We start from the raw sequence: 20945 nt of genomic DNA, 5'->3' as shown, positions 1-20945 counted from the left end.
CAGTTAGTTTTGTGGTGAAACACTGAGAGGACACCGTTTTGCGCTCTACCGAAGTCGTGATCATTGGCGCTGGCGCCGCAGGGTTGATGTGTGCGCTGACCGCCGCCGGGCGCGGGCGGAAGGTGTTGCTGCTGGACCATGCCAACAAGGCCGGCAAGAAAATCCTGATGTCGGGCGGTGGCCGCTGCAATTTCACCAACATGTACACAGAACCTGGCAATTTTCTCTCGCAGAACGCGCACTTCTGCAAATCCGCCCTGGCCCGCTACACCCAGTGGGATTTCATCGGCATGGTCGCCAAGCATGGCGTGCCGTACCACGAGAAAAAACTCGGCCAGTTGTTCTGCGATAACAAATCCAGCGACATCCTGGAAATGCTCCTGAATGAGTGCGACCAGGTCGGCGTCAGCCTGCACCTGGACACGTCGATCCAGACCATCGAGAAGCTCGAAAAGGGCTATTTGCTGGACACGACGCTCGACCAGATAACGTGCGAATCCCTGGTGATCGCCACCGGTGGCCTGTCGATCCCGACCCTGGGCGCCACCGGCTTCGGTTACCAGGTGGCCAAACAGTTTGGCCACGAACTGCTGCCAACCCGCGCCGGTCTGGTGCCATTCACTATCACCGATCAGCTCAAGGCCTTGTGCACCGAGTTGTCTGGCACGTCGGTGGATTGCCTGGTGAGCTGCAATGACCAGAGCTTTCGCGAGAACATCCTGTTCACCCACCGCGGCCTCAGCGGCCCGGCGATTTTGCAGATTTCGTCGTTCTGGGAATCCGGCGATACCGTCGAGATCAACCTGTTGCCGGATCACGACGTACCGGACTGGCTGCAACAGCAACAGGCCGAACGCCCCAATAGCGAGCTGAAAACCCTGCTCGGGGAAATCTTCACCAAGAAGATGGCCAACCTGCTGGCGGACAACTGGTTCGTGTCCAAACCGATGAAGCAGTACACCCACGCTGAACTGGCCGATATCGCGGAAAAACTGGCGAGCTGGAAAGTCGTGCCGGCGGGCACCGAAGGCTATCGCACCGCCGAGGTGACCCTGGGTGGCGTCAACACCAACGAAGTGTCGTCCAAGACCATGGAATCGCTGAAAAGCCCGGGGCTGTACTTCATCGGTGAAGTGCTGGACGTGACCGGGCATCTGGGCGGGTTCAATTTCCAGTGGGCCTGGGCATCCGGTTACGCCGCTGCGCAGTACGTCTGATTCAAAAATCAACACACCCCCTGTGGGAGCGAGCTTGCTCGCGATGGCGGCCTATCAGTCAACATCTCTGTTGAATGTTGCGACCTCATCGCGAGCAAGCTCGCTCCCACAGGTTTCTCGGCCAGCCACAAAATTTGTGATCAACCCAGATCACAATGCTCAAAGGAACAGATTTTGCTGTCTGATGTGATCGACGCCATTGCGTCGGCGTCATTAGTGGCTCAATTTAGCGTCATTGCCTCGGAAGGCCTTCGCATTTCATGTCATCGACTTCGTTCCGCCAGTCTCTGCGTCGCCTCTGGGCGCTGGATAAATTCAGCTATAGCGTGCGGGTATTCATTGCCCTGACCGGCACCATGGCGCTGTGTTGGTATCAGGATGAAATGGGCCTGCTGATCCCGTTGTTCCTGGGGATTATCGCCAGTGCCCTGGCCGAGACCGACGACAGCTGGCAGGGCCGTCTCAACGCGCTGGCGGTGACGCTGGTGTGTTTCGCGGTTGCCGCCCTGTCCGTCGAGCTGCTCTTCCCCTACCCCTCGCTGTTTATCATCGCCTTCGCCCTGGCCGCGTTCTGCCTGACCATGCTCGGCGCCCTGGGCGAGCGCTATGGCGCGATTGCCTCGGCAACACTGATTCTGTCGGTCTACACCATGATCGGCGTGGACCAACGCGGCGGCGCGGTCATCGATGTCTGGCACGAGCCGGTGCTGCTGGTGGCCGGTGCCGCCTGGTATGGCCTGCTCTCGGTGTTGTGGCAGGCGCTGTTTTCCAATCAACCGGTGCAGCAGAGCCTGGCGCGCCTGTTTCGCGAACTGGGCTTTTACCTGAAGCTCAAATCCTCGCTGTTCGAGCCCATCCGGCAGATGGACGTGGAGGCGCGGCGCCTGGAGCTGGCCCAGCAGAACGGCCGGGTAGTGGCGGCATTGAACGCCGCCAAGGAGATCATCCTGCACCGGGTCGGCAACGGTCGCCCGGGGTCGAAAGTCAGCCGCTACCTGAAACTGTACTTCCTCGCCCAAGACATTCACGAACGCGCCAGCTCATCGCACTATCCATACAACGCCCTGGCCGATGCCTTTTTCCACAGCGACGTAATGTTCCGCTGTCAGCGCCTGTTGCGCCAGCAAGGCAAAGCCTGTCGGGCTCTGGCCGAATCGATCCAGATGCGCCAGCCGTTCACCTACGACGCCAGTTTCGCCGAGGCCCTGAGCGACCTGGATGCCTCCCTGGAACACCTGCGCATCCAGAGCAACCCGGCCTGGCGTGGTTTGCTGCGTTCACTGCGGGCACTGGCGGCCAACCTTGGCACTCTCGACCGCTTGCTCAGCGATGCCAGCAACCCCGACGCCCTGGCCGACGCCACCGACAGCAGCTTGCTCGACCGTTCGCCGCGCAGCCTCAAGGACGTGTGGCTGCGCTTGCGCACGCAGCTGACACCGACCTCGCTGCTGTTCCGCCATGCCCTGCGATTGCCCCTGGCCTTGAGCATTGGCTACGCCATGGTGCATTTGATTCACCCGTCCCAAGGCTACTGGATCATCCTCACCACGCTGTTCGTCTGCCAACCGAACTACGGCGCCACCCGCCGCAAACTCGGTCAACGGATCATCGGCACTGCCATCGGCCTGACCCTGGCCTGGGCGTTGTTCGACCTGTTCCCGAACCCGCTGATCCAGTCGTGTTTCGCCATCGCCGCCGGAGTGGTGTTCTTTACCAACCGCACCACCCGCTACACCCTGGCGACGGCGGCGATCACCCTGATGGTGCTGTTCTGCTTCAACCAGGTGGGTGACGGATACGGGCTGTTCCTGCCACGGCTGTTCGATACCTTGCTCGGCAGCCTGATCGCCGGGCTCGCGGTGTTCCTGTTCCTGCCGGACTGGCAGGGCCGACGCCTGAACAAAGTGCTGGCCAACACCCTGGCCTGCAACAGCATTTACTTGCGCCAGATCATGCAGCAATACGCGGCGGGCAAAAGCGACGACCTGGCTTACCGCCTGGCCCGCCGCAACGCGCACAACGCCGACGCAGCGCTGTCGACCACACTGGCCAATATGCTGATGGAGCCTGGGCATTTCCGTAAGGAAGCAGATGTCGGATTCCGCTTCCTGGTGCTGTCGCACACGCTACTCAGCTACCTGTCAGGCCTGGGCGCACACCGGGAAACCCAACTGCCAGCGGGTGTGCATGAACATTTGATCGACGGAGCCGGGGTGAAACTGGCGGCGAGCATCGACGAAATCGCCCATGGGCTGGCGAGCAAATCCTCAATTGCGATTCAAAGCGATGAGGAAGAAGCATTGGCCTATGGACTGGAACAGATGCCCGATGAAATCGATGAGGGGCAGCGGTTGGTGCAGACGCAACTGGCGCTGATTTGTCGTCAGCTCGGGCCGTTGCGGACGTTGGCGGCGCATCTGATCAAGGACACCAGTGAGGATTGAGATCTGTGGTGTCCGGGCTGGCCCCATCGCGAGCAAGCTCGCTCCCACAGGGGGCTCTGGTGTTCACAAAATTTGTGTCGACTGAAGATCTACTGTGGGAGCGAGCTTGCTCGCGATGAGGCCATCGGCAACAACACAGAAACTGGCTCAACCCACTCACATCCCATGCTGTTTCATCAAATTGTCATAACTCCCGTCCACCTTCATCGCCGCAATCTCCCGGTCGAAACTGGCGACGATCTGCTCATGCTGTGGATTCTTCAGGCTGACCAGAATGTGCAGGCTGTTCTCGCTCAATGCCCTGGGCAGGAATTCCACGGCGTTTCGAACCTTGGATGACTCACGGGACAGGTAGTAGCGGGCGACGTACTCATCTTCCAGTGTCAGTTTGACTCGGTCGGCCGCGACCATGCGCACAGCCATGGCGAAGCTGTGCACCGGAATTTTCTGCAATGAGTCGTCGTTGTCGAACGCGGGCGAATAGGCGTAACCGCGCACGATGGCAATCGGATACGTGTGCAATTGCTGCAGGTCGTTGAACTCGATGGGCGCGTCTTTACGCTTGAGAAACCGTACGCGATTGAGCAGGTATTCGCCGGAAAACTGGCCGAATTTTGTACGCTCGTCGTTGTACCAGGCGTTGACCAGCACGTCGTAGCGGCCCTCGCCCACCCCCATCAAGGCCCGCGCCCAGGGCACCTGTTCAAACTCACTGGCATAGCCGGCCCTGGCGAGCGCGGTACTGACAATATCCGTGGCCAAACCACCGTTGAGGAGCGTGGAATCGGTAAAAGGGGGCCAGGCATCAGCGACCAACCGCAGTTTTTCTGCCGCTGCTCCCTGAACCAGCAACAGCAATCCAATCAAAGCAAAAGCTCGATGCAATCGCGGCATGCCAGAAATCCTTAGCGGGCGGATTGCCCTACGTGTTTTCAGCCAAATCCCCAAGGCCTTGTACTGACAAGACCCGGTTATGAAACATCAGCTCATCGAAGCCACAGCACAGCGCTTCGATCCAGATTACACAAAGAAGACATCCGCGCGAGAAATGAATGATGGCATTTTGGCCTATGTCACAGATTCTTCCGCCATAAAGACTTCTGGCGTGACTGCGCTTAGTATCGGAACGACGTTTTCAGGGAATCAAAACATGACAGTCGATTGGATCTGCAAACACCACAGCGACCTGGGCAAGGAGCAGCTGTACGCCATTTTGCAGTTGCGCGCCGAGGTGTTCGTCGTCGAGCAGCAATGCGCTTATCAAGACGTGGATGGCCAGGACCTGGAAGGTGACACTTGTCACTTGATGGCCTGGGACGGCAATCAACTGGTGGCCTATCTGCGGCTGCTCGACCCGGAACTGCAAGGCGGGGACGTAGTGATCGGTCGGGTGGTCATTGCTCCACACGCACGAGGCGCCGGGCTTGGACATGCGTTGATGGACCAGGCGTTGGAGCAGATTGAAGAGCGCTGGCCGCAAACGCCGATCTACCTTTCGGCCCAGACGCATTTGCAGGGGTATTACGGGCGGTACGGGTTTGTCGTGACGGGCGAGGAGTTTGTCGAGGATGGCATTCCGCACATTGGCATGCGTCGCTCCTGAAGGCCCTATCGCGAGCAAGCTCGCTCCCACATTTGATCTCTATCGCACACAAAATCTGTGTTCGCTGCTGATCTAATGTGGGAGCGAGCTTGCTCCGGGCGGCGTTCCGACGATGGCGTCAGCTCAGGCAACGCAAATCTCAGGGATACTCCAGCACTGCCTTGATCTGCCGCAGATTACGCTCGATCCACCCGCGATCGATCGCACCCCACTCGCGAATCCGATAGCGCCCCGCATGGTTGCGCGCGCCCTCTTCCTGCTCGAATTCACAGACAATATCCAGATCCGCCAACGCCGCGATGGTGTCCTGTGCCGTGCGCCGGGGCATGCCGGTGACCTCGGTCAGCGCCGGGACACTGCTGGCCAGCCCGCTGTCGATCAGGTACGCCACGTACAACCGGCGGTAGAAGCTGCTCTTGGTCTTGCTCACGCCCATCCATTGCTCCTTAAAAGATCGCAGCCTGCGGCAGCGCCTACAGATCCCGCCACGTCAGGTACACCCGCACATCAAATTCCACCTGGTGGTAACCCGGCAGCATGTGCTCGCACAGTTTGTAGAAGGCCTTGTTGTGGTCCGACTCCTTGAAGTGCGCCAGCTCATGCACCACGATCATTTTCAGGAATTCGCAAGGCGCTTCCTTGAACAGCGAAGCGATGCGGATTTCCTTCTTGGACTTGAGTTTTGCGCCTTGCACTCTGGAGATTGTGGTGTGCAGGCCAAGGGCACGGTGAGTCAGGTCCAGGCGGTTGTCGAACAGCACCTTGTCGATGGCCGGCGCATTACGCAGGTATTCCTGCTTGAGGTCCAGGGCATAGGTGTACAACGCCTTGTCGCTCTGCACCGCGTGTTTTTGCGGGTAACGCTGGCTCAGGTAATCGCCCAGCCGACCGTCGGCGATCAGCTGGCGCACCTGATCCTGCAAGGTAGCGGGATAAGCCTGGAGATATTTCAACACGGTCATCGGGGCGGCAATACACGTCACTAAAAGGTCGCCAGTGTAGCGAATTCAGCGGGGCAGCGCGCTCCAGTCAAACGGCTGGACAAAGACCCCGGTGTCTTCGGCCATCATCGGCCGGGCCACCAGAAAACCTTGCACATATTCACAACCGTTGGCCTGCAGCCATTCATACTGCGCGACGGTTTCCACTCCTTCGGCAATCACCAGCATCCCGAACTGTTTACACAGGTCGATCACACTGCGCACCAGCGCCGCGTCCCGTACCGACTCCGGCAACCGGGCGATCAAATGCCGGTCGAGCTTGAGGGTGTCCAGTTCCAGGTCGCGCAAGTGCGTCAGGGAGCAGGGGCCGGCCCCGAAGTCATCCAGTGCCACTCGTACACCCAGATTGTGCAGCAGGCGCAATTGCTTGCGGGTTTCTTCGGGGTTGTGCATCAAGGCCTCTTCCGTGACCTCGACTTCCAGATGACGCGGTTGCAAGCCATGGCGCTCAAGCACCTGGCGCAACTCAGTGACCAGGTTGGGCATGCCGAACTGCGTACTGCTCAAACTGACGCCGAGCACCAGGCCCTCGGTAAACAGGGACTCCCAGGCTTTGCGTTGCCCGATGCTGCGATGGTAGATCCAGCTGCCCAGGCGACTGATCAGCCGCGCCTCCTCCAGCAATGGCAAAAACAGCCCCGGGGGTACATCGCCAACGCTCGGATGCTGCCAGCGCAACAAGGCCTCGAAGCCACGAATCCGCCCGTCGGCAATCGCCACCTGAGGCTGATACACCAGATTGAAATCCCGATTCTCAATGGCGGTTCGCACACTTTCTTCCAGCATCAACCGCGAGCGCGCCCGGCCGTTCATTTCGTGATCGTAGAAGCGATATTGCTGGCGACCGGCACGCTTGGCTTCGTACATGGCAATGTCGGCCGCCCGCAGCATCCCGTCGAGATTGGCGCCACAATCAGGGAACGTAGCGATGCCGATGCTGGCACCCAGCACGATATCGAGGCCATCGATCTGCTGACAGATCGACACTCGCTCGATGAGCTTCTCGGCAATCTTCGCCGCCTGCTCGGGGAACTCCAGATCCAGCAGCGCGGTGAATTCGTCGCCGCCCATCCGCGCCAGAATGTCGAAGGGCCGCAGGCAGGCCTTCAACTGTTCGCAGACCCAGCGCAGCACCCGATCGCCGGCATCGTGCCCGAGCGAATCATTGACGCGCTTGAAGCCGTCGAGGTCCAGGTACATCAAGACCCAGCAACTGTCGGAGCGCTCACCGCGCAACAGCAGGTTCTCCACGGTCTGGTAGAAACCCCGACGGTTGAGCAATCCGGTCAGCGGATCGGTGACCGCTTGAAATTCCAGTTGCTGATGCAGATGGCGCACTACCGACATGTCCAGCACGGTGACCACCATCGCATGCTGCTCGGCAGGCAACGGCGCGCAGGACAAGGCCACCGGCACCTGCTGGCCGGGCGCCGTACGTAGCAGGGCATCGTGCAGGCGCAGGGTTTCGCCGCGTTTATATCCGGCCAGCAACTCGGAATCGGCCCAGATCGGGATATGCGGTTTTTGCAGGTAGTCCAGAAACTCCTTGCCTTGCAATTCCTGCACCGTGGCATTGAGCAGCCGTGACATCGCCGGATTGGCAAAACGAATCAGACCGTCCTCACCCAATACCAGAATGCCTTCGGCAGCGTTATCCAGCACCGACGCATTAAAGGCACGAGCGGATTCCAGATCTTGACTCAGGCGCTGCAAGGCCCGGCGGTTACGCTGGTGCTCGAGCAACGCCTGGACCTTGGGCGTGAAGATCCGGGGGTCGAACGGCTTGAACAGGTAATCCACCGCACCACTGGCATAGCCCTTGATCACCGCGTCCTGGGACTGCTCGTTGGCGGTCAGGAAAATGATCGGCGTGAGACGGGTCCGCTGGCTACCGCGCATCAGGCGCGCCACTTCATAGCCGTCCATGCCCGGCATCTGCACATCCAGCAGCACCAGGTCGATATCGTGTTCAAGTAACAAGCCGAGGGCCTCGAAACCCGAGGCGGCAGTCATGACCCGCCAGCCCTGGCGCTGTAACAACGCACGCATGCTGATCAGGTTTTCAGGGTAATCGTCGACGACTAAAAGGGTTGAGCCGCCTTCTACTGGCGTGGGTTGCGCGCATTCCATGCTGCTTCTCTAATTGCGGGGGTGTCAGGCCGGCTTCTCGTGAAAACCGGACAAATACTGTGCCATCACTCTAGACCCGGTTCTGCAAAAGCAGAAGGTGTCAGTGAGCCATCATTCATTATTGTGTCTTTTTACCGACTAACGGTCGATGGTTCAGACTCATGAAACCGGGACAGATGGCATTCCGACAGGATGTTGACGTCAACCACCCGTCCGACGAGCGTTAACAAAATATCCCGCTACGCTTATAAAGGCACCCCCTAAAGGTGCGGTCTAGAGCTTCTGGCACGCCCGTTCAGCATGAATCGAGTGGAAGAACCGACATGATCGATCTCGCAAGCTGGAACCTCAGCGTTCCCGTTGGCAGCCCGCCGTACACCGTCGAAACCGCCAAACTGGTGGATGGTTTCAAGGATCAATACTTCCATTCCGACACCGGCACATTGTTTTTCTGGGCACCCGTGACCGGTTCCCGTACCGAAAACGCGATCTATCCGCGCACTGAATTGCGTGAAACCTACAGCAATGGCACGTTGAAAAACTGGTACTACCCCGACGCTGACAATTCCCTGCATGCGACCCTTTCGGTCAGCCAGGTACCCAGCTCGGGCAAGATCGTCATTGGCCAGATCCACGCCTATAACAGCCAGAAGCCCATGGTGAAGGTCGAGTATCAATACAAAACCGACAGCGCGACCGGCAACATCGTCGCCAAAGTCCGTATGCACCCCGACGACACCCCTCGAGTCATCACCATCGCCACCGGCGTGAAACTCAATCAGGAATTCTCCTACCTCATCCACCTCAGCCCCGGCGGTGCATTGGGCATCAGTGCGGCGGGCTATCAGTGGAATACCGATATCAGCACGATGTGGCGTGATAAGCCCCTGTACTTCAAGGCCGGCGTCTATGTGCAGGACAATACGGGGTACACAAGCGAAGGCGGGGAAGTGACGTTCAGCAAGCTGGATATCGATCACAATCAATGATGTCGAGGCATCGTTCCTCTTGTGGGAGCGAGCCTGCTCGCGAAAGCGGTGGGTCATTCAACATCAATGTCGCCCGACACTACGCCTTCGCGAGCAAGCTCGCTCCCACACTTGACCACGCCGGCCTTAGATCATTGCCCACAAAAAACCCGCCTCTCGGCGGGTTTTTCATCAAGGCAGTTTAACGCTCAGGTTTAGTTGACCTTGGCGTTCAACTCACCTTTCAGGTAACGCTGATACATGCCTTCCAGCGAGATCGCCTTGATCTTCGAAGCGTTGCCGGCAGTACCGAAGGCTTCGTAGCGAGCAATACACACATCGCGCATGGCGGTCACGGTAGCGCCGAAGAATTTACGCGGGTCGAACTCGCTCGGGTTGGTGGCCATCAGGCGACGCATTGCGCCAGTGGATGCCAGGCGCAGGTCGGTGTCGATGTTGACCTTGCGCACGCCGTGCTTGATACCTTCGACGATTTCTTCAACCGGTACGCCGTAGGTTTCCTTGATGTCGCCGCCGTACTGGTTGATGATCGCCAGCCACTCTTGCGGAACCGAAGACGAACCGTGCATCACCAGGTGAGTGTTCGGAATGCGCTTGTGGATTTCCTTGATGCGGTCGATGGCCAGCACGTCGCCGGTAGGCGGCTTGGTGAACTTGTAGGCGCCGTGGCTGGTGCCGATGGCGATGGCCAGGGCATCGACCTGAGTGCGTTTTACGAAGTCAGCGGCTTCTTCCGGGTCGGTCAGCATCTGGCTGTGATCCAGAACGCCTTCGGCGCCGATACCGTCTTCTTCACCGGCCATGCCGGTTTCCAGCGAACCCAGGCAGCCCAGCTCGCCTTCAACCGAAACGCCGCAGGCGTGAGCCATGGCCACGGTTTGTTGGGTCACACGCACGTTGTAGTCATAGTCGGTCGGGGTCTTGCCGTCTTCGCCCAGGGAACCGTCCATCATCACCGAGCTGAAGCCCAGTTGAATGGAGCGCTGGCAGACGTCAGGGCTGGTGCCGTGGTCCTGGTGCATGCACACCGGGATGTGCGGGAATTCTTCGATTGCCGCCAGGATCAGGTGACGCAGGAACGGGGCGCCGGCGTATTTGCGAGCACCGGCCGAAGCCTGGACGATCACCGGGGAGTCAGTCTTGTCAGCGGCTTCCATGATGGCGCGCATCTGCTCAAGGTTGTTGACGTTGAAGGCTGGAACGCCGTAGCCGAACTCGGCTGCGTGGTCCAGCATCTGGCGCATGCTGATAAGTGCCATTGTGTATATCTCTCCCGGTTGAGGGTCGTTAATCGTGCCAGCCTGCCGTAGCGGCGGCGGCTATTCAAGTTATTGCAGATCGGGGGTTGAGCCCGGGCTGCGGATTCAGGTGTTACCAAAACCTTAAATACGACACAGAAACCCTGTGGGAGCGAGCTTGCTCGCGATGGGGGCGGCACATTCAGCATTGATGTGACTGTGATACCGCTATCGCGAGCAAGCTCGCTCCCACAATTGAATCTCTGTACATCAAATGAATCGTGTTAGTGCGCCTTGCAACCACGGCCAATCAAATCATTGGTGGCGACCCAGTAAACCAGGCCTTCCTCACCTTTTATGTGAAACGCCAGCATGTCATTGCTGTACAGCGAACCCGACGCACCCGGTTCTTGCTTCAAGCGGTAGACCTGATCGGCACCGCCCAGGCGCACGTCGACTTCCCTAAGGCTGTCGTCGGTGTAGCGCCACAGCACTTTGGCCTGGCTGTCGCAGGTCCAGGTGGTCCAGTTATCCACAGGCGCGGACGAATGGAACAGGTTCAACTGAGCACAACCGGCCAACAACGCCAATGCCGCAACTGCGATAAAACCTTTCATCCGTGTCCCTCGGCTGACGGCGCACGCTGCCAGCCCTGAGTAAAGAGTCAGACCCGTCAAGGGCAGCCATGTTCCTTGGCGGGTGCCTGGGTCTCGTATTTGTCCAGACCCTCGGGACCTGCGCGCTTGTTGAGCACCGGGTTGGTTTCGGCCTGCCAGTCAGCCTGGTAGCAACCTTTTTCCGACTCGGAGGGCACAGGTTCCGGTGTGGCCTTCGGGTTACTCCCGCACGCCACCAGTGAACCCGCGACGATCAACAGCGCTAACGTCTTGACCATATAAACACTCCCTTGCCTGGCCAAACGGGCGACCCTCAGGCCTTGGCCCGGCTTTCCAGGACTTCAACGGCTGGCAGAACCTTGCCTTCGACGAATTCGAGGAACGCACCACCACCGGTAGAAATGTAGGAGATCTGCTCGGCCACGCCATACTTGTCGATGGCAGCCAGAGTGTCGCCACCGCCAGCAATGGAAAACGCCGCGCTGTCTGCGATGGCCTGGGCCAGCACTTTGGTGCCATTACCGAACTGATCGAACTCGAACACGCCGACCGGGCCGTTCCACAGGATAGTCCTGGACGACTTCAGCAGCTCGGCGAAATTCGCCGCGGTTTGCGGGCCGATGTCCAGGATCATGTCGTCGGCAGCGACGTCAGCGATCAGCTTGACGGTCGCAGCGGCGCTTTCAGCGAATTCCTTGGCAACCACCACGTCCACTGGCAGCGGCACGCTGACCTTGGCGGCAATGGCGCGAGCGGTATCCAGCAGATCCGGCTCGTACAGCGACTTGCCGACCGGGTGACCGGCAGCAGCCAGGAAGGTGTTGGCAATGCCGCCGCCAACGATCAACTGGTTGCAGATCTGGCTCAGGCTGTTCAGAACGTCGAGTTTGGTCGACACCTTGGAGCCGGCAACAATGGCAGCCATTGGCTGGGCCGGAGCGCCCAGGGCCTTGCCCAGTGCGTCCAGCTCAGCGGCCAGCAACGGGCCGGCAGCGGCGATTTTGGCGAACTTGGCCACGCCGTGGGTCGAGCCCTCGGCACGGTGAGCGGTGCCGAAGGCGTCCATCACGAACACATCGCACAGGGCGGCGTACTGCCGGGCCAGTTCGTCGGCGTTCTTTTTCTCGCCCTTGTTGAAGCGCACGTTTTCGAACAGCACGATGTCGCCGGCCTTGACGTCGACGCCGCCCAGGTAGTCGGCCACCAGCGGCACTTCACGGCCCAGAGCCTTGCTCAGGTAGTCGGCGACTGGCTTGAGGCTGTTCTCGGCCGAGAACTCGCCTTCGGTCGGACGGCCAAGGTGCGAGCAGACCATCACGGCCGCGCCTTTTTCCAGGGCCAGCTTGATGGTCGGCAGCGAGGCCAGGATACGCGCATCGCTGGTGACAACACCGTCCTTGACTGGGACGTTGAGGTCTTCGCGGATCAATACGCGCTTACCTTGCAGATCGAGGTCGGACATCTTCAACACGGTCATGGGTCGCATTTCCTGAGTAGCTGATCTTAGAGAGCAGGTTTTTTTGAAGTCGCTGTTTGCAGATAGTGCTCTGCAACGTCCAGCATTCGGTTGGCAAAACCCCATTCGTTGTCGAACCAGGCCAGGATGTTCACCAGCCGTGGGCCGGAAACGCGGGTCTGACTGGCATCGACGATCGCCGAATGTGGGTCATGGTTGAAATCACAACTGGCGTGAGGCAACTCGGTGTAGGCCAGCAGGCCTTTGAGCGGGCCGCTGGTGGCGGCTTCGCGCAGGATTCGGTTGACCTCGGTGGCGTCGGTCGCGGTGGCGGTCTGCATCGTGATATCGAGGCAGGACACGTTGACCGTCGGCACCCGCACGGCTTTGGCCTGAATTCGGCCGGCAAGTTCCGGCAACAAGCGTTCGATACCACGCGCCAGACCGGTGGACACCGGGATCACCGACTGGAACGCCGAACGGGTGCGGCGCAGGTCTTCGTGGTGATAGGCATCGATGACCGGCTGATCGTTCATCGCCGAGTGAATGGTGGTGATCGACACGTAATCCAGGCCAATGGCCTGATTCAGCAGGCGCAACAGCGGCACGCCGCAGTTGGTGGTGCAGGACGCGTTGGACACCAGCAGCTCGTCGCCGGTCAGGCAATCCTGGTTCACGCCGTAGACGATAGTGGCGTCGACATCGGTCTCGCTGGCCATCGGCTGGGAAAACAGCACGCGCGGTGCGCCGGCGTCGAGGAAACGCTGGCCATCTTCGCGAGTGTGATAAGCACCGGAGCACTCCAGCACCAGATCGACGCCCAGGGACGCCCAATCGATGCCTTCGGGGGTGGCACTGCGCAGGACCTTCACGCAGTCACCATTGATATGCAGACAATCGCCGTCGACCTTCACTTCGCCGGGAAAACGCCCGTGGGTGGAGTCAAAGCGTGTCAGGTATTCGATGCTGGCCATGTCGGCCAGATCGTTGATCGCGACAATCTCGAACCCGGCCTTGTCGCCTCGCTCGAACAACGCACGCAAGACGCAACGACCAATCCGGCCGTAGCCGTTGAGTGCAACTTTGTAGGGACGCGGTTGAGGCATGGGGTTCTCGATTACCGTGGTGAATCCGTTAGTGCAGTGTTGAATGTTCCATTGTCATCGCGAGCAAGCTCGCTCCCACAGGGTGTACACCGTCCATGTGGGAGCGAGCTTGCTCGCGATTGCGTCAGTTCAGACAACCCGACTTCCGGACTTAGTCTTCCAGCAGCTCTTCAGCCTGACCCAGGATGTTTTCCAGGGTGAAGCCGAACTCTTCGAACAAGGCCGGCGCAGGCGCCGACTCGCCGTAGGTGGTCATGCCGATCACGCGGCCTTCCAGGCCCACGTACTTGTACCAGTAGTCGGCATGGGAAGCCTCGATGGCGATACGCGCGCTGACCTGCAACGGCAGGACCGCTTGCTTGTAGCCGGCGTCCTGCGCATCGAACACGCTGGTGCAAGGCATGGAAACCACGCGCACCTTGCGGCCCTGCTCGGTCAGTTTGTCGAAGGCCTGTACGGCCAGACCGACTTCCGAACCGGTGGCGATCAGGATCAGCTCAGGCTCGCCTGAGCAGTCCTTCAACACGTAGCCGCCACGGCTGATGTCGGCGATCTGCAGGGCGCTGCGGGTCTGGTGCTGCAGGTTCTGACGGGAGAAGATCAGAGCCGAAGGACCGTCCTTGCGCTCCAGTGCGTACTTCCAGCTCACCGCCGATTCAACGGCGTCGGCTGGACGCCAGGTATCGAGGTTCGGCGTGCAGCGCAGGCTGGCCAGTTGCTCGATTGGCTGGTGAGTCGGGCCGTCTTCGCCCAGACCGATGGAGTCGTGGGTGTAGACGTGGATCACGCGCTGCTTCATCAGTGCCGACATGCGTACCGCGTTACGGGCGTATTCCATGAACATCAGGAAGGTCGCGCCGTAAGGCACCAGGCCGCCATGCAGGGCTACGCCGTTCATGATCGCGGTCATGCCGAATTCGCGCACGCCGTAGTACATGTAGTTGCCGCTGGCGTCTTCGGCGGTGACGCCTTTACAACCTTTCCACAGGGTCAGGTTGGAACCGGCCAGGTCAGCCGAGCCGCCAAGGAACTCGGGTAGCAGCGGGCCGAACGCGTTCAGGGCGTTCTGGCTGGCTTTACGGCTGGCGATGGTTTCGCCCTTGGCCGCCACTTCGGCGATGTAGGCATCGGCCTTCTCGGCGAAGTCGACTGGCAGGTCACCGCTCAGGCGACGTACCAATTCGTTGGCTTCGGTCGGGAAAGCGGCAGAGTAGGCAGCGAAACGCTGATCCCACTCGGCTTCCACGGCGCGACCGGTTTCCTTGGCGTCCCACTCGGCGTAGATGTCGGCCGGAATTTCGAACGGGCCGTGATCCCATTTCAGCGCCGCACGGGTCAGGGCGATTTCCGCGTCACCCAGCGGGGCGCCGTGGCAATCTTCCTTGCCTTGCTTGTTCGGCGAACCGAAACCGATGGTGGTCTTGCAGCAGATCAGGGTTGGCTGCTCGCTTTTGCGTGCAGTGTCGATCGCCGTCTTGATCTCTTCCGGGTCGTGACCGTCGACATTACGGATCACTTGCCAGTTGTAGGACTCAAAGCGCTTCGGCGTGTCGTCGGTGAACCAGCCTTCGACTTCGCCATCGATGGAGATGCCGTTGTCATCGTAGAAGGCGATCAGTTTACCCAGGCCCAGGGTGCCGGCCAGGGAAGCGACTTCGTGGGAAATGCCTTCCATCATGCAGCCATCACCCAGGAATACGTAGGTGTGGTGGTCGATAATGTTGTGGCCGGGACGGTTGAACTGCGCTGCCATGACTTTTTCAGCCAGGGCAAAGCCCACGGCGTTGGCCAGGCCCTGGCCCAGTGGACCGGTGGTGGTTTCTACGCCCGGGGTGTAGCCGAGCTCCGGGTGGCCCGGGGTGCGGCTGTGCAGCTGGCGGAATTGCTTCAGGTCATCGATCGACAGGTCATAGCCGGTCAGGTGCAGCAGCGAGTAGATCAGCATCGAGCCATGGCCGTTGGACAGTACGAAGCGGTCACGGTCGGCGAACGATGGATTGCTCGGGTTGTGCTTGAGGTAGTCGCGCCAAAGTACCTCGGCGATATCTGCCATACCCATAGGGGCACCGGGATGGCCGCTGTTGGCTTTTTGCACGGCATCCATGCTGAGGGCACGAATGGCGTTGGCACGCTCACGACGGCTAGGCATCGCTGTTCTCCTGGGATTCTGAAACAAGAGTGAGTAAATCGAAACGGAAAAAAGGCGAGCATTTTCCCTCACCGGGCCGCCTCGGGGCAATGACAGATAGTCATCTGGAGGCGTTTTTCCAATGGATAACGACGTATTAACGTGATGAAACCTTTCTGCTCTGGCTTTGTTGACTGAACCTAACGTCAAGAAGTGCCATCTATCGAGCAATATCAAAACTTTTTGATATTGCTCTTGCGATGCCTTCGACCCATGACTAGACTGCCGGCCTTATGAATTTACGTGTGCCCTCCATTCAGCATGACGATTGCGATGAGCTGGCGGCCTTGTGCAAGGCTGGCGGCGATCCCCTGCGGTTGAATGTCTTGCGCGCACTGGCCAACGACTCGTTTGGCGTACTGGAACTGGCGCAGATCTTCGGCATTGGCCAGTCAGGCATGAGCCATCACCTCAAGGTACTGGCCCAGGCCGGCCTGGTGGCGACGCGCCGCGAAGGCAACGCGATTTTCTACCGTCGCGCCCTGCCCCATACCGAACTGCTGGGCGGCAAACTGCACGCAGCCCTGCTCGAAGAAGTGGACAACCTGACGCTGCCGACCGACGTACAGTCGCGCATCGCCCAGGTCCATGGGCAACGTGCGGCGGCCAGCCAGGACTTTTTCTCACGGGTTGCGGAGAAGTTTCGCGCCCAGCAAGACTTGATTGCCGGCCTGCCGCAATACCGCGAAAGCGTGGTGGCCCTGCTCGACAAGTTGAGCTTCGACAAAGACGCCACGGCGATTGAAGTCGGCCCCGGCGATGGCGCATTCCTGCCGGAACTGGCGCGCCGCTTCTCGCAAGTCACGGCGCTGGATAACAGCACCGCGATGCTCGAACTGGCGCGCCAGGTCTGCGAACGCGACAAGCTGACTAACGTTAGCCTGCAACTGGCCGATGCATTGAACGGCGTCAGCCTCAAGGCCGATTGCGTGGTACTGAACATGGTGCTGCACCATTTTGCCGCGCCGGCCGATGCGCTCAAGCATATGGCCAATTTGCTGCAATCAGGCGGTAGCCTGCTAGTGACAGAGTTATGTAGCCACAACCAGAGTTGGGCCAGGGAGGCCTGCGGTGATCTCTGGTTGGGGTTTGAACAGGACGATCTGGCCCGTTGGGCCACCGCTGCGGGACTCGTTCCCGGGGAAAGCCTCTATGTAGGCTTACGTAATGGTTTCCAGATCCAGGTCCGCCATTTTCAGCGACCGGCTGGCGACACTCACCATCGGTAATTTCAGGAAAACATCGAGATGAGCGAATACTCCCTTTTCACCTCCGAGTCCGTGTCTGAAGGGCATCCGGACAAAATCGCCGACCAGATTTCTGATGCGGTGCTGGACGCCATCATTGCTGAAGACAAGTTCGCCCGTGTGGCGTGCGAGACTCTGGTGAAAACGGGCGTGGCGATCATCGCTGGCGAAGTCACCACCTCGGCCTGGGTCGACCTGGAACAGATCGTTCGTGACGTGATCCTGGGCATTGGCTACAACAGCTCCAACGTCGGCTTCGACGGTGCGACCTGCGGCGTGATGAACATCATCGGCAAGCAGTCCCCTGACATCAACCAGGGTGTCGACCGTGCCAGGCCTGAAGATCAGGGTGCCGGCGACCAGGGCCTGATGTTCGGCTACGCCAGCAACGAAACCGACGTGCTGATGCCAGCACCGATCACCTTCTCGCACCAGCTGGTACAGCGCCAGGCCGAAGCCCGCAAATCCGGCCTGCTGCCTTGGCTGCGTCCGGACGCCAAGTCGCAAGTGACCTGCCGCTATGAAAACGGCAAGGTTGTCGGCATCGACGCCGTTGTCCTGTCGACCCAGCACAACCCGGAAGTGTCGTACAACGACCTGCGCGAAGGCGTGATGGAGCTGATCGTCAAGCACGTGCTGCCTGCCGAACTGCTGAGCAAGGACACCCAGTTCCACATCAACCCGACCGGCCAGTTCATCATCGGCGGCCCGGTGGGTGACTGCGGCCTGACCGGTCGCAAGATCATCGTCGACAGCTACGGCGGCATGGCCCGTCACGGCGGTGGCGCGTTCTCCGGTAAAGATCCATCGAAGGTTGACCGTTCGGCAGCCTACGCCGGTCGTTACGTGGCCAAGAACATTGTTGCCGCCGGCCTGGCCGAGCGTTGCGAAATTCAGGTGTCCTACGCCATCGGCGTTGCCCAGCCGACTTCGATCTCGCTGAACACCTTCGGCACCGGCAAGATCAGCGATGACAAGATCGTCAAACTGGTCCGCGAAGTGTTCGACCTGCGTCCATACGCGATCACCACCATGCTCGACCTGCTGCACCCGATGTATCAGGAAACCGCTGCGTACGGCCACTTCGGTCGCACCCCGGCAACCAAGACCGTGGGTGACGACACCTTCACCACGTTCACCTGGGAAAAAACCGACCGCGCCGACGCTCTGCGTTCTGCTGCCGGCCTGTAAGATTTCCCCGCAACACCCGAAGCCCCGCACGGTTCGCGCCTTGCGGGGCTTTTTATTGCCTTGCGCTTGAGACCGTATGGCGGCCTTCGCGAGCAGGCTCGCTCCCACAGTTGATCTTTGGCATGACTGATATCTGTGGGCAAACGCAACTCCCTGTGGGAGCGAGCCCGCTCGCGAAGAGGCCAGCACAGCCACCGGAAATACCCGGCAAAATACCCCCTCTCCGCGCCACCCCATACTGACCTAGCCTTCACGCACCTCACCGAGCAAGGACGCTCAAGATGCTTCCCGACCTGCGCCTGTTTTTCGCCTTTCTACTGACCTTTGCCCACCTGACCGCCAATGCCACCGAGTGCCCGGACTGGCCATCCGAACGCGCCCTGAGCGAAGTCAACAAACTGCAACAGCAAATCGACCTCTGGGACGACAGCTATCACCGCCAGGGACGCTCACTGGTCGCCGATGAACTCTATGACCAGTCACGTGCGCGACTCACCCAATGGCGCCACTGCTTCAACCTGGGCCCGTCCGCAGATCCCTTGCGCACTGCGCGCGGCACGCTGCCCCACCCCATCGCCCACACCGGCCTGAACAAACTGCATGATCGTCCCGCCGTGGAAAAATGGCTGCGTGACCGGGTGGACGTCTGGGTCCAGCCTAAAATCGATGGTGTGGCGGTGACCCTGGTTTACCGTAACGGCCTGTTGGCCCAGGCAATCAGCCGTGGTGACGGCGAAAGCGGTCAGGACTGGACGGCTCCGGCACGGCAGATTCCGGCCATCCCGCAACGGCTGTCGCAGGCCCGGGACGTGATTGTGCAAGGCGAACTGTATTGGCGCCTGACCGATCACGTTCAGGCCCAGGCCGGCAGCCTCAATGCTCGCGCCTCGGTGGCCGGCCTGATGGCGCGCAAGTTCTTGAGCGCCGAACAGGCCGCCGGCATCGACCTGTTTGTCTGGGATTGGCCCCAGGGACCGGCAAGCGTGCCCGAACGTGCCGCGGCGCTGACTGCACTGGGCTTCCCGAGTACCACGGCATACAGCCAGCCGATCGCCTCCGTCGTCGATGCCGAACGCTGGCGCGAACACTGGTATCGCTCCCCCCTGCCCTTTGCCAGCGACGGCATTGTCCTGCGCCAGAACCAGCGCCCGGCCGCGGAACGCTGGCAGGCCAGGTCACCTTACTGGGCCATCGCCTGGAAATACCCCTTCGCCCAGGCACTGGCCGAAGTCCGCCAGGTTCATTTCAAAATCGGCCGGACCGGGCGGATCACTCCGGTACTTGAACTGACCCCGGTGAAGCTCGATGACCGGCAGATCAAACACGTCAGCGTCGGTTCGTTGCAACGCTGGCAGGCGCTGGACATACGTCCGGGTGACCAGGTCGCCATCAGCCTGGCCGGGCTGACCATTCCCAGGCTCGATAGCGTTGTATCGCGCAGCAGCGAACGCGCCGAATTGACCGCGCCGCTGGCAGCGGACTTTCATTCATTGAGCTGCTGGCGACCGACTCCGGGCTGTGAGAGCCAGTTCCTCGCGCGCCTGACCTGGCTCAGCAGCAAACAGGGCCTGGCGCTGCCCAATGTGGGTCCGGGCACTTGGGAAAAACTTCTTGCAACAGGTCGCTTGAACGGTCTGCTGGATTGGTTGACCCTCGATGCTCAAGAGCTTGCTACCATTGACGGTTTCGGCGAGCGCAGCGCGGCTCGCCTCGCAGACAGCTTCAACCGAGCCCGGCAACGCCCGTTCGCGCACTGGCTGAAAGCCTTGGGATTGCCGCCGACAGGTCAGGTGCACCTCGGCAACTCGTGGCAGGCACTGGCGCAGCGAGACATTGAACAATGGCGGGCCGAGACCGGTATCGGGCCAGGACGCGCGGCGCAACTGAACGCTTTTTTCCGCGATCCGCAGGTCCTGGTCTTGAGTGAAACGTTACGTGATGCGGGGATTGACGGCTTTTAGCGGTCAGCCTTGCGCCCAGCGGGAACCCCAGGGGACCGCCGGGCTCCAACAAGCCGTTGCCACACCGGCCCGCTTGTCTTCTTACATGGAGCTTTTATGAAATTTCTTTCACCGCTCGTCCTGTTGGCCCTTTGCAGCGTGCTGGCCAGCCCGTTGATGGCGGACGAGGAAGCGCCGGGGCTGACCGGTTGCGCGGCCAGGAAGCAAGGTATCGTCAACCAGATCGAATTGGCCAAGGTCCACGGCAACGCCGACCAGCAGGCAGGTCTGGAAAAAGCCCTGAGCGAAGTCGAGGCGAACTGCACCGACGCCTCGCTGAAGAAGGAACGGGAAAACAAGGTGCTCGACGCCAGGCACGAGGTCAGCAAGCGTCAGGCGGACCTCGACAAGGCCATGAGCAAAGGCGACTCCGACAAGATCAACAAACGCAAAGACAAACTCGCCGATGCCCGCAAGGAATTGCAGGACGCATTGGATGAGCTGGACAAGTAAGAACAGATAACGAACAAATAACTTTGGTGTTGCCGAAGCAGTCTTCGCGAGCCGGCGCGCAACCC

General features: G+C 60.2%; 18 protein-coding genes. 8 read left to right on the top strand and 10 right to left on the bottom strand.

All coding sequences use genetic code 11. The features are described 5' to 3' along the window. Positions 1-38: 38 nt before the first annotated feature. Complete coding sequence (locus tag ACM6IK_RS04860) at positions 39-1217, top strand: NAD(P)/FAD-dependent oxidoreductase (RefSeq protein WP_108216995.1); 1179 nt, start codon at positions 39-41, stop codon at positions 1215-1217. Between the two features lie 260 nt (positions 1218-1477). Further along, positions 1478-3661 carry a YccS family putative transporter gene (gene yccS / locus ACM6IK_RS04855; RefSeq protein WP_414873383.1) on the top strand — a complete coding sequence of 728 codons (2184 nt, stop codon included), beginning with the start codon at positions 1478-1480 and terminating at the stop codon, positions 3659-3661. A gap of 156 nt (positions 3662-3817) precedes the next feature. Here the strand turns inward: yccS and ACM6IK_RS04850 are convergent, their stop codons facing one another. Further along, positions 3818-4555, bottom strand: a complete 738-nt coding sequence (locus tag ACM6IK_RS04850) for a substrate-binding periplasmic protein (RefSeq protein ID WP_414873382.1) — start codon at positions 4553-4555, stop codon at positions 3818-3820. 256 nt (positions 4556-4811) lie between these two features. On the opposite strand from ACM6IK_RS04850, the gene ACM6IK_RS04845 reads away from it, so the two are divergent. Next, positions 4812-5264: a GNAT family N-acetyltransferase gene (locus ACM6IK_RS04845; protein ID WP_108216998.1), complete on the top strand. Its 453-nt coding sequence runs from the start codon at positions 4812-4814 to the stop codon at positions 5262-5264. A gap of 139 nt (positions 5265-5403) precedes the next feature. Here ACM6IK_RS04845 and ACM6IK_RS04840 read toward each other — a convergent pair whose 3' ends face one another. The 3 genes from ACM6IK_RS04840 to ACM6IK_RS04830 are packed head-to-tail and all read right to left on the bottom strand — an operon-like array spanning position 5404 to position 8395. Continuing rightward, the gene (locus ACM6IK_RS04840) at positions 5404-5700 is read right to left on the bottom strand and encodes a winged helix-turn-helix domain-containing protein (protein ID WP_414873381.1); all 297 of its coding nucleotides are present in this window, start codon (positions 5698-5700) and stop codon (positions 5404-5406) included. A gap of 37 nt (positions 5701-5737) precedes the next feature. Next, positions 5738-6226 (bottom strand): YgjP-like metallopeptidase domain-containing protein, encoded by a 489-nt coding sequence (locus tag ACM6IK_RS04835; RefSeq protein ID WP_414873380.1) that lies wholly within the window; start codon positions 6224-6226, stop codon positions 5738-5740. Between the two features lie 45 nt (positions 6227-6271). Then, a complete protein-coding gene (locus tag ACM6IK_RS04830) occupies positions 6272-8395 on the bottom strand; it encodes a putative bifunctional diguanylate cyclase/phosphodiesterase (protein WP_414873379.1) in 2124 nt (707 codons plus the stop codon). A 323-nt stretch (positions 8396-8718) separates the two neighbouring features. On the opposite strand from ACM6IK_RS04830, the gene ACM6IK_RS04825 reads away from it, so the two are divergent. Continuing rightward, entirely contained in the window at positions 8719-9384 is a 666-nt protein-coding gene (locus ACM6IK_RS04825; RefSeq protein ID WP_414873378.1) for a polysaccharide lyase family 7 protein, read from the top strand. A gap of 194 nt (positions 9385-9578) precedes the next feature. Here the strand turns inward: ACM6IK_RS04825 and fba are convergent, their stop codons facing one another. The 6 genes from fba to tkt form a co-directional block, all read right to left on the bottom strand. Further along, positions 9579-10643 (bottom strand): class II fructose-bisphosphate aldolase, encoded by a 1065-nt coding sequence (fba, locus tag ACM6IK_RS04820; protein WP_007981624.1) that lies wholly within the window; start codon positions 10641-10643, stop codon positions 9579-9581. Positions 10644-10906: 263 nt separating this feature from the next. Further along, positions 10907-11239: an MliC family protein gene (locus ACM6IK_RS04815; RefSeq protein ID WP_414873377.1), complete on the bottom strand. Its 333-nt coding sequence runs from the start codon at positions 11237-11239 to the stop codon at positions 10907-10909. A 56-nt stretch (positions 11240-11295) separates the two neighbouring features. After that, positions 11296-11517 carry a hypothetical protein gene (locus ACM6IK_RS04810; RefSeq protein WP_414873376.1) on the bottom strand — a complete coding sequence of 74 codons (222 nt, stop codon included), beginning with the start codon at positions 11515-11517 and terminating at the stop codon, positions 11296-11298. A gap of 35 nt (positions 11518-11552) precedes the next feature. Further along, positions 11553-12716: a phosphoglycerate kinase gene (locus ACM6IK_RS04805; protein ID WP_414873375.1), complete on the bottom strand. Its 1164-nt coding sequence runs from the start codon at positions 12714-12716 to the stop codon at positions 11553-11555. A gap of 26 nt (positions 12717-12742) precedes the next feature. Further along, positions 12743-13801 (bottom strand): erythrose-4-phosphate dehydrogenase, encoded by a 1059-nt coding sequence (gene epd / locus ACM6IK_RS04800; RefSeq protein WP_108229589.1) that lies wholly within the window; start codon positions 13799-13801, stop codon positions 12743-12745. Positions 13802-13952: 151 nt separating this feature from the next. Continuing rightward, the gene (tkt, locus tag ACM6IK_RS04795; protein ID WP_414873374.1) at positions 13953-15950 is read right to left on the bottom strand and encodes a transketolase; all 1998 of its coding nucleotides are present in this window, start codon (positions 15948-15950) and stop codon (positions 13953-13955) included. A gap of 272 nt (positions 15951-16222) precedes the next feature. On the opposite strand from tkt, the gene ACM6IK_RS04790 reads away from it, so the two are divergent. The 4 genes from ACM6IK_RS04790 (at position 16223) to ACM6IK_RS04775 (ending at position 20880) form a co-directional block, all read left to right on the top strand. Next, a complete protein-coding gene (locus ACM6IK_RS04790; protein ID WP_414873373.1) occupies positions 16223-17218 on the top strand; it encodes an ArsR/SmtB family transcription factor in 996 nt (331 codons plus the stop codon). A gap of 18 nt (positions 17219-17236) precedes the next feature. Further along, positions 17237-18427: a methionine adenosyltransferase gene (gene metK, locus ACM6IK_RS04785; protein ID WP_218431177.1), complete on the top strand. Its 1191-nt coding sequence runs from the start codon at positions 17237-17239 to the stop codon at positions 18425-18427. 281 nt (positions 18428-18708) lie between these two features. After that, the gene (ligB, locus tag ACM6IK_RS04780) at positions 18709-20388 is read left to right on the top strand and encodes an NAD-dependent DNA ligase LigB (protein ID WP_414873372.1); all 1680 of its coding nucleotides are present in this window, start codon (positions 18709-18711) and stop codon (positions 20386-20388) included. 96 nt (positions 20389-20484) lie between these two features. Then, entirely contained in the window at positions 20485-20880 is a 396-nt protein-coding gene (locus ACM6IK_RS04775) for a DUF1090 domain-containing protein (protein WP_414873371.1), read from the top strand. The last annotated feature ends 65 nt before the right edge of the window (positions 20881-20945 follow it).

The sequence above is a fragment of the Pseudomonas sp. IT-196MI5 genome (assembly GCF_949767415.1).
Taxonomy (GTDB): Bacteria; Pseudomonadota; Gammaproteobacteria; order Pseudomonadales; family Pseudomonadaceae; genus Aquipseudomonas.
Note: the sequence above shows the minus strand (reverse complement) of the source record. Positions and strands in the feature narration are given on the sequence as shown.

Coding starts and splice junctions, on each gene's coding strand:
- yccS (WP_414873383.1), top strand. CDS start 1,478: ATGTCATCGACTTCGTTCCGCCAGTCTCTGCGTCGCCTCTGGGCGCTG.
- ACM6IK_RS04850 (WP_414873382.1), bottom strand. CDS start 4,555: ATGCCGCGATTGCATCGAGCTTTTGCTTTGATTGGATTGCTGTTGCTG.
- ACM6IK_RS04845 (WP_108216998.1), top strand. CDS start 4,812: ATGACAGTCGATTGGATCTGCAAACACCACAGCGACCTGGGCAAGGAG.
- ACM6IK_RS04840 (WP_414873381.1), bottom strand. CDS start 5,700: ATGGGCGTGAGCAAGACCAAGAGCAGCTTCTACCGCCGGTTGTACGTG.
- ACM6IK_RS04835 (WP_414873380.1), bottom strand. CDS start 6,226: ATGACCGTGTTGAAATATCTCCAGGCTTATCCCGCTACCTTGCAGGAT.
- ACM6IK_RS04830 (WP_414873379.1), bottom strand. CDS start 8,395: ATGGAATGCGCGCAACCCACGCCAGTAGAAGGCGGCTCAACCCTTTTA.
- ACM6IK_RS04825 (WP_414873378.1), top strand. CDS start 8,719: ATGATCGATCTCGCAAGCTGGAACCTCAGCGTTCCCGTTGGCAGCCCG.
- fba (WP_007981624.1), bottom strand. CDS start 10,643: ATGGCACTTATCAGCATGCGCCAGATGCTGGACCACGCAGCCGAGTTC.
- ACM6IK_RS04815 (WP_414873377.1), bottom strand. CDS start 11,239: ATGAAAGGTTTTATCGCAGTTGCGGCATTGGCGTTGTTGGCCGGTTGT.
- ACM6IK_RS04810 (WP_414873376.1), bottom strand. CDS start 11,517: ATGGTCAAGACGTTAGCGCTGTTGATCGTCGCGGGTTCACTGGTGGCG.
- ACM6IK_RS04805 (WP_414873375.1), bottom strand. CDS start 12,716: ATGACCGTGTTGAAGATGTCCGACCTCGATCTGCAAGGTAAGCGCGTA.
- epd (WP_108229589.1), bottom strand. CDS start 13,801: ATGCCTCAACCGCGTCCCTACAAAGTTGCACTCAACGGCTACGGCCGG.
- tkt (WP_414873374.1), bottom strand. CDS start 15,950: ATGCCTAGCCGTCGTGAGCGTGCCAACGCCATTCGTGCCCTCAGCATG.
- ACM6IK_RS04790 (WP_414873373.1), top strand. CDS start 16,223: ATGAATTTACGTGTGCCCTCCATTCAGCATGACGATTGCGATGAGCTG.
- metK (WP_218431177.1), top strand. CDS start 17,237: ATGAGCGAATACTCCCTTTTCACCTCCGAGTCCGTGTCTGAAGGGCAT.
- ligB (WP_414873372.1), top strand. CDS start 18,709: ATGCTTCCCGACCTGCGCCTGTTTTTCGCCTTTCTACTGACCTTTGCC.
- ACM6IK_RS04775 (WP_414873371.1), top strand. CDS start 20,485: ATGAAATTTCTTTCACCGCTCGTCCTGTTGGCCCTTTGCAGCGTGCTG.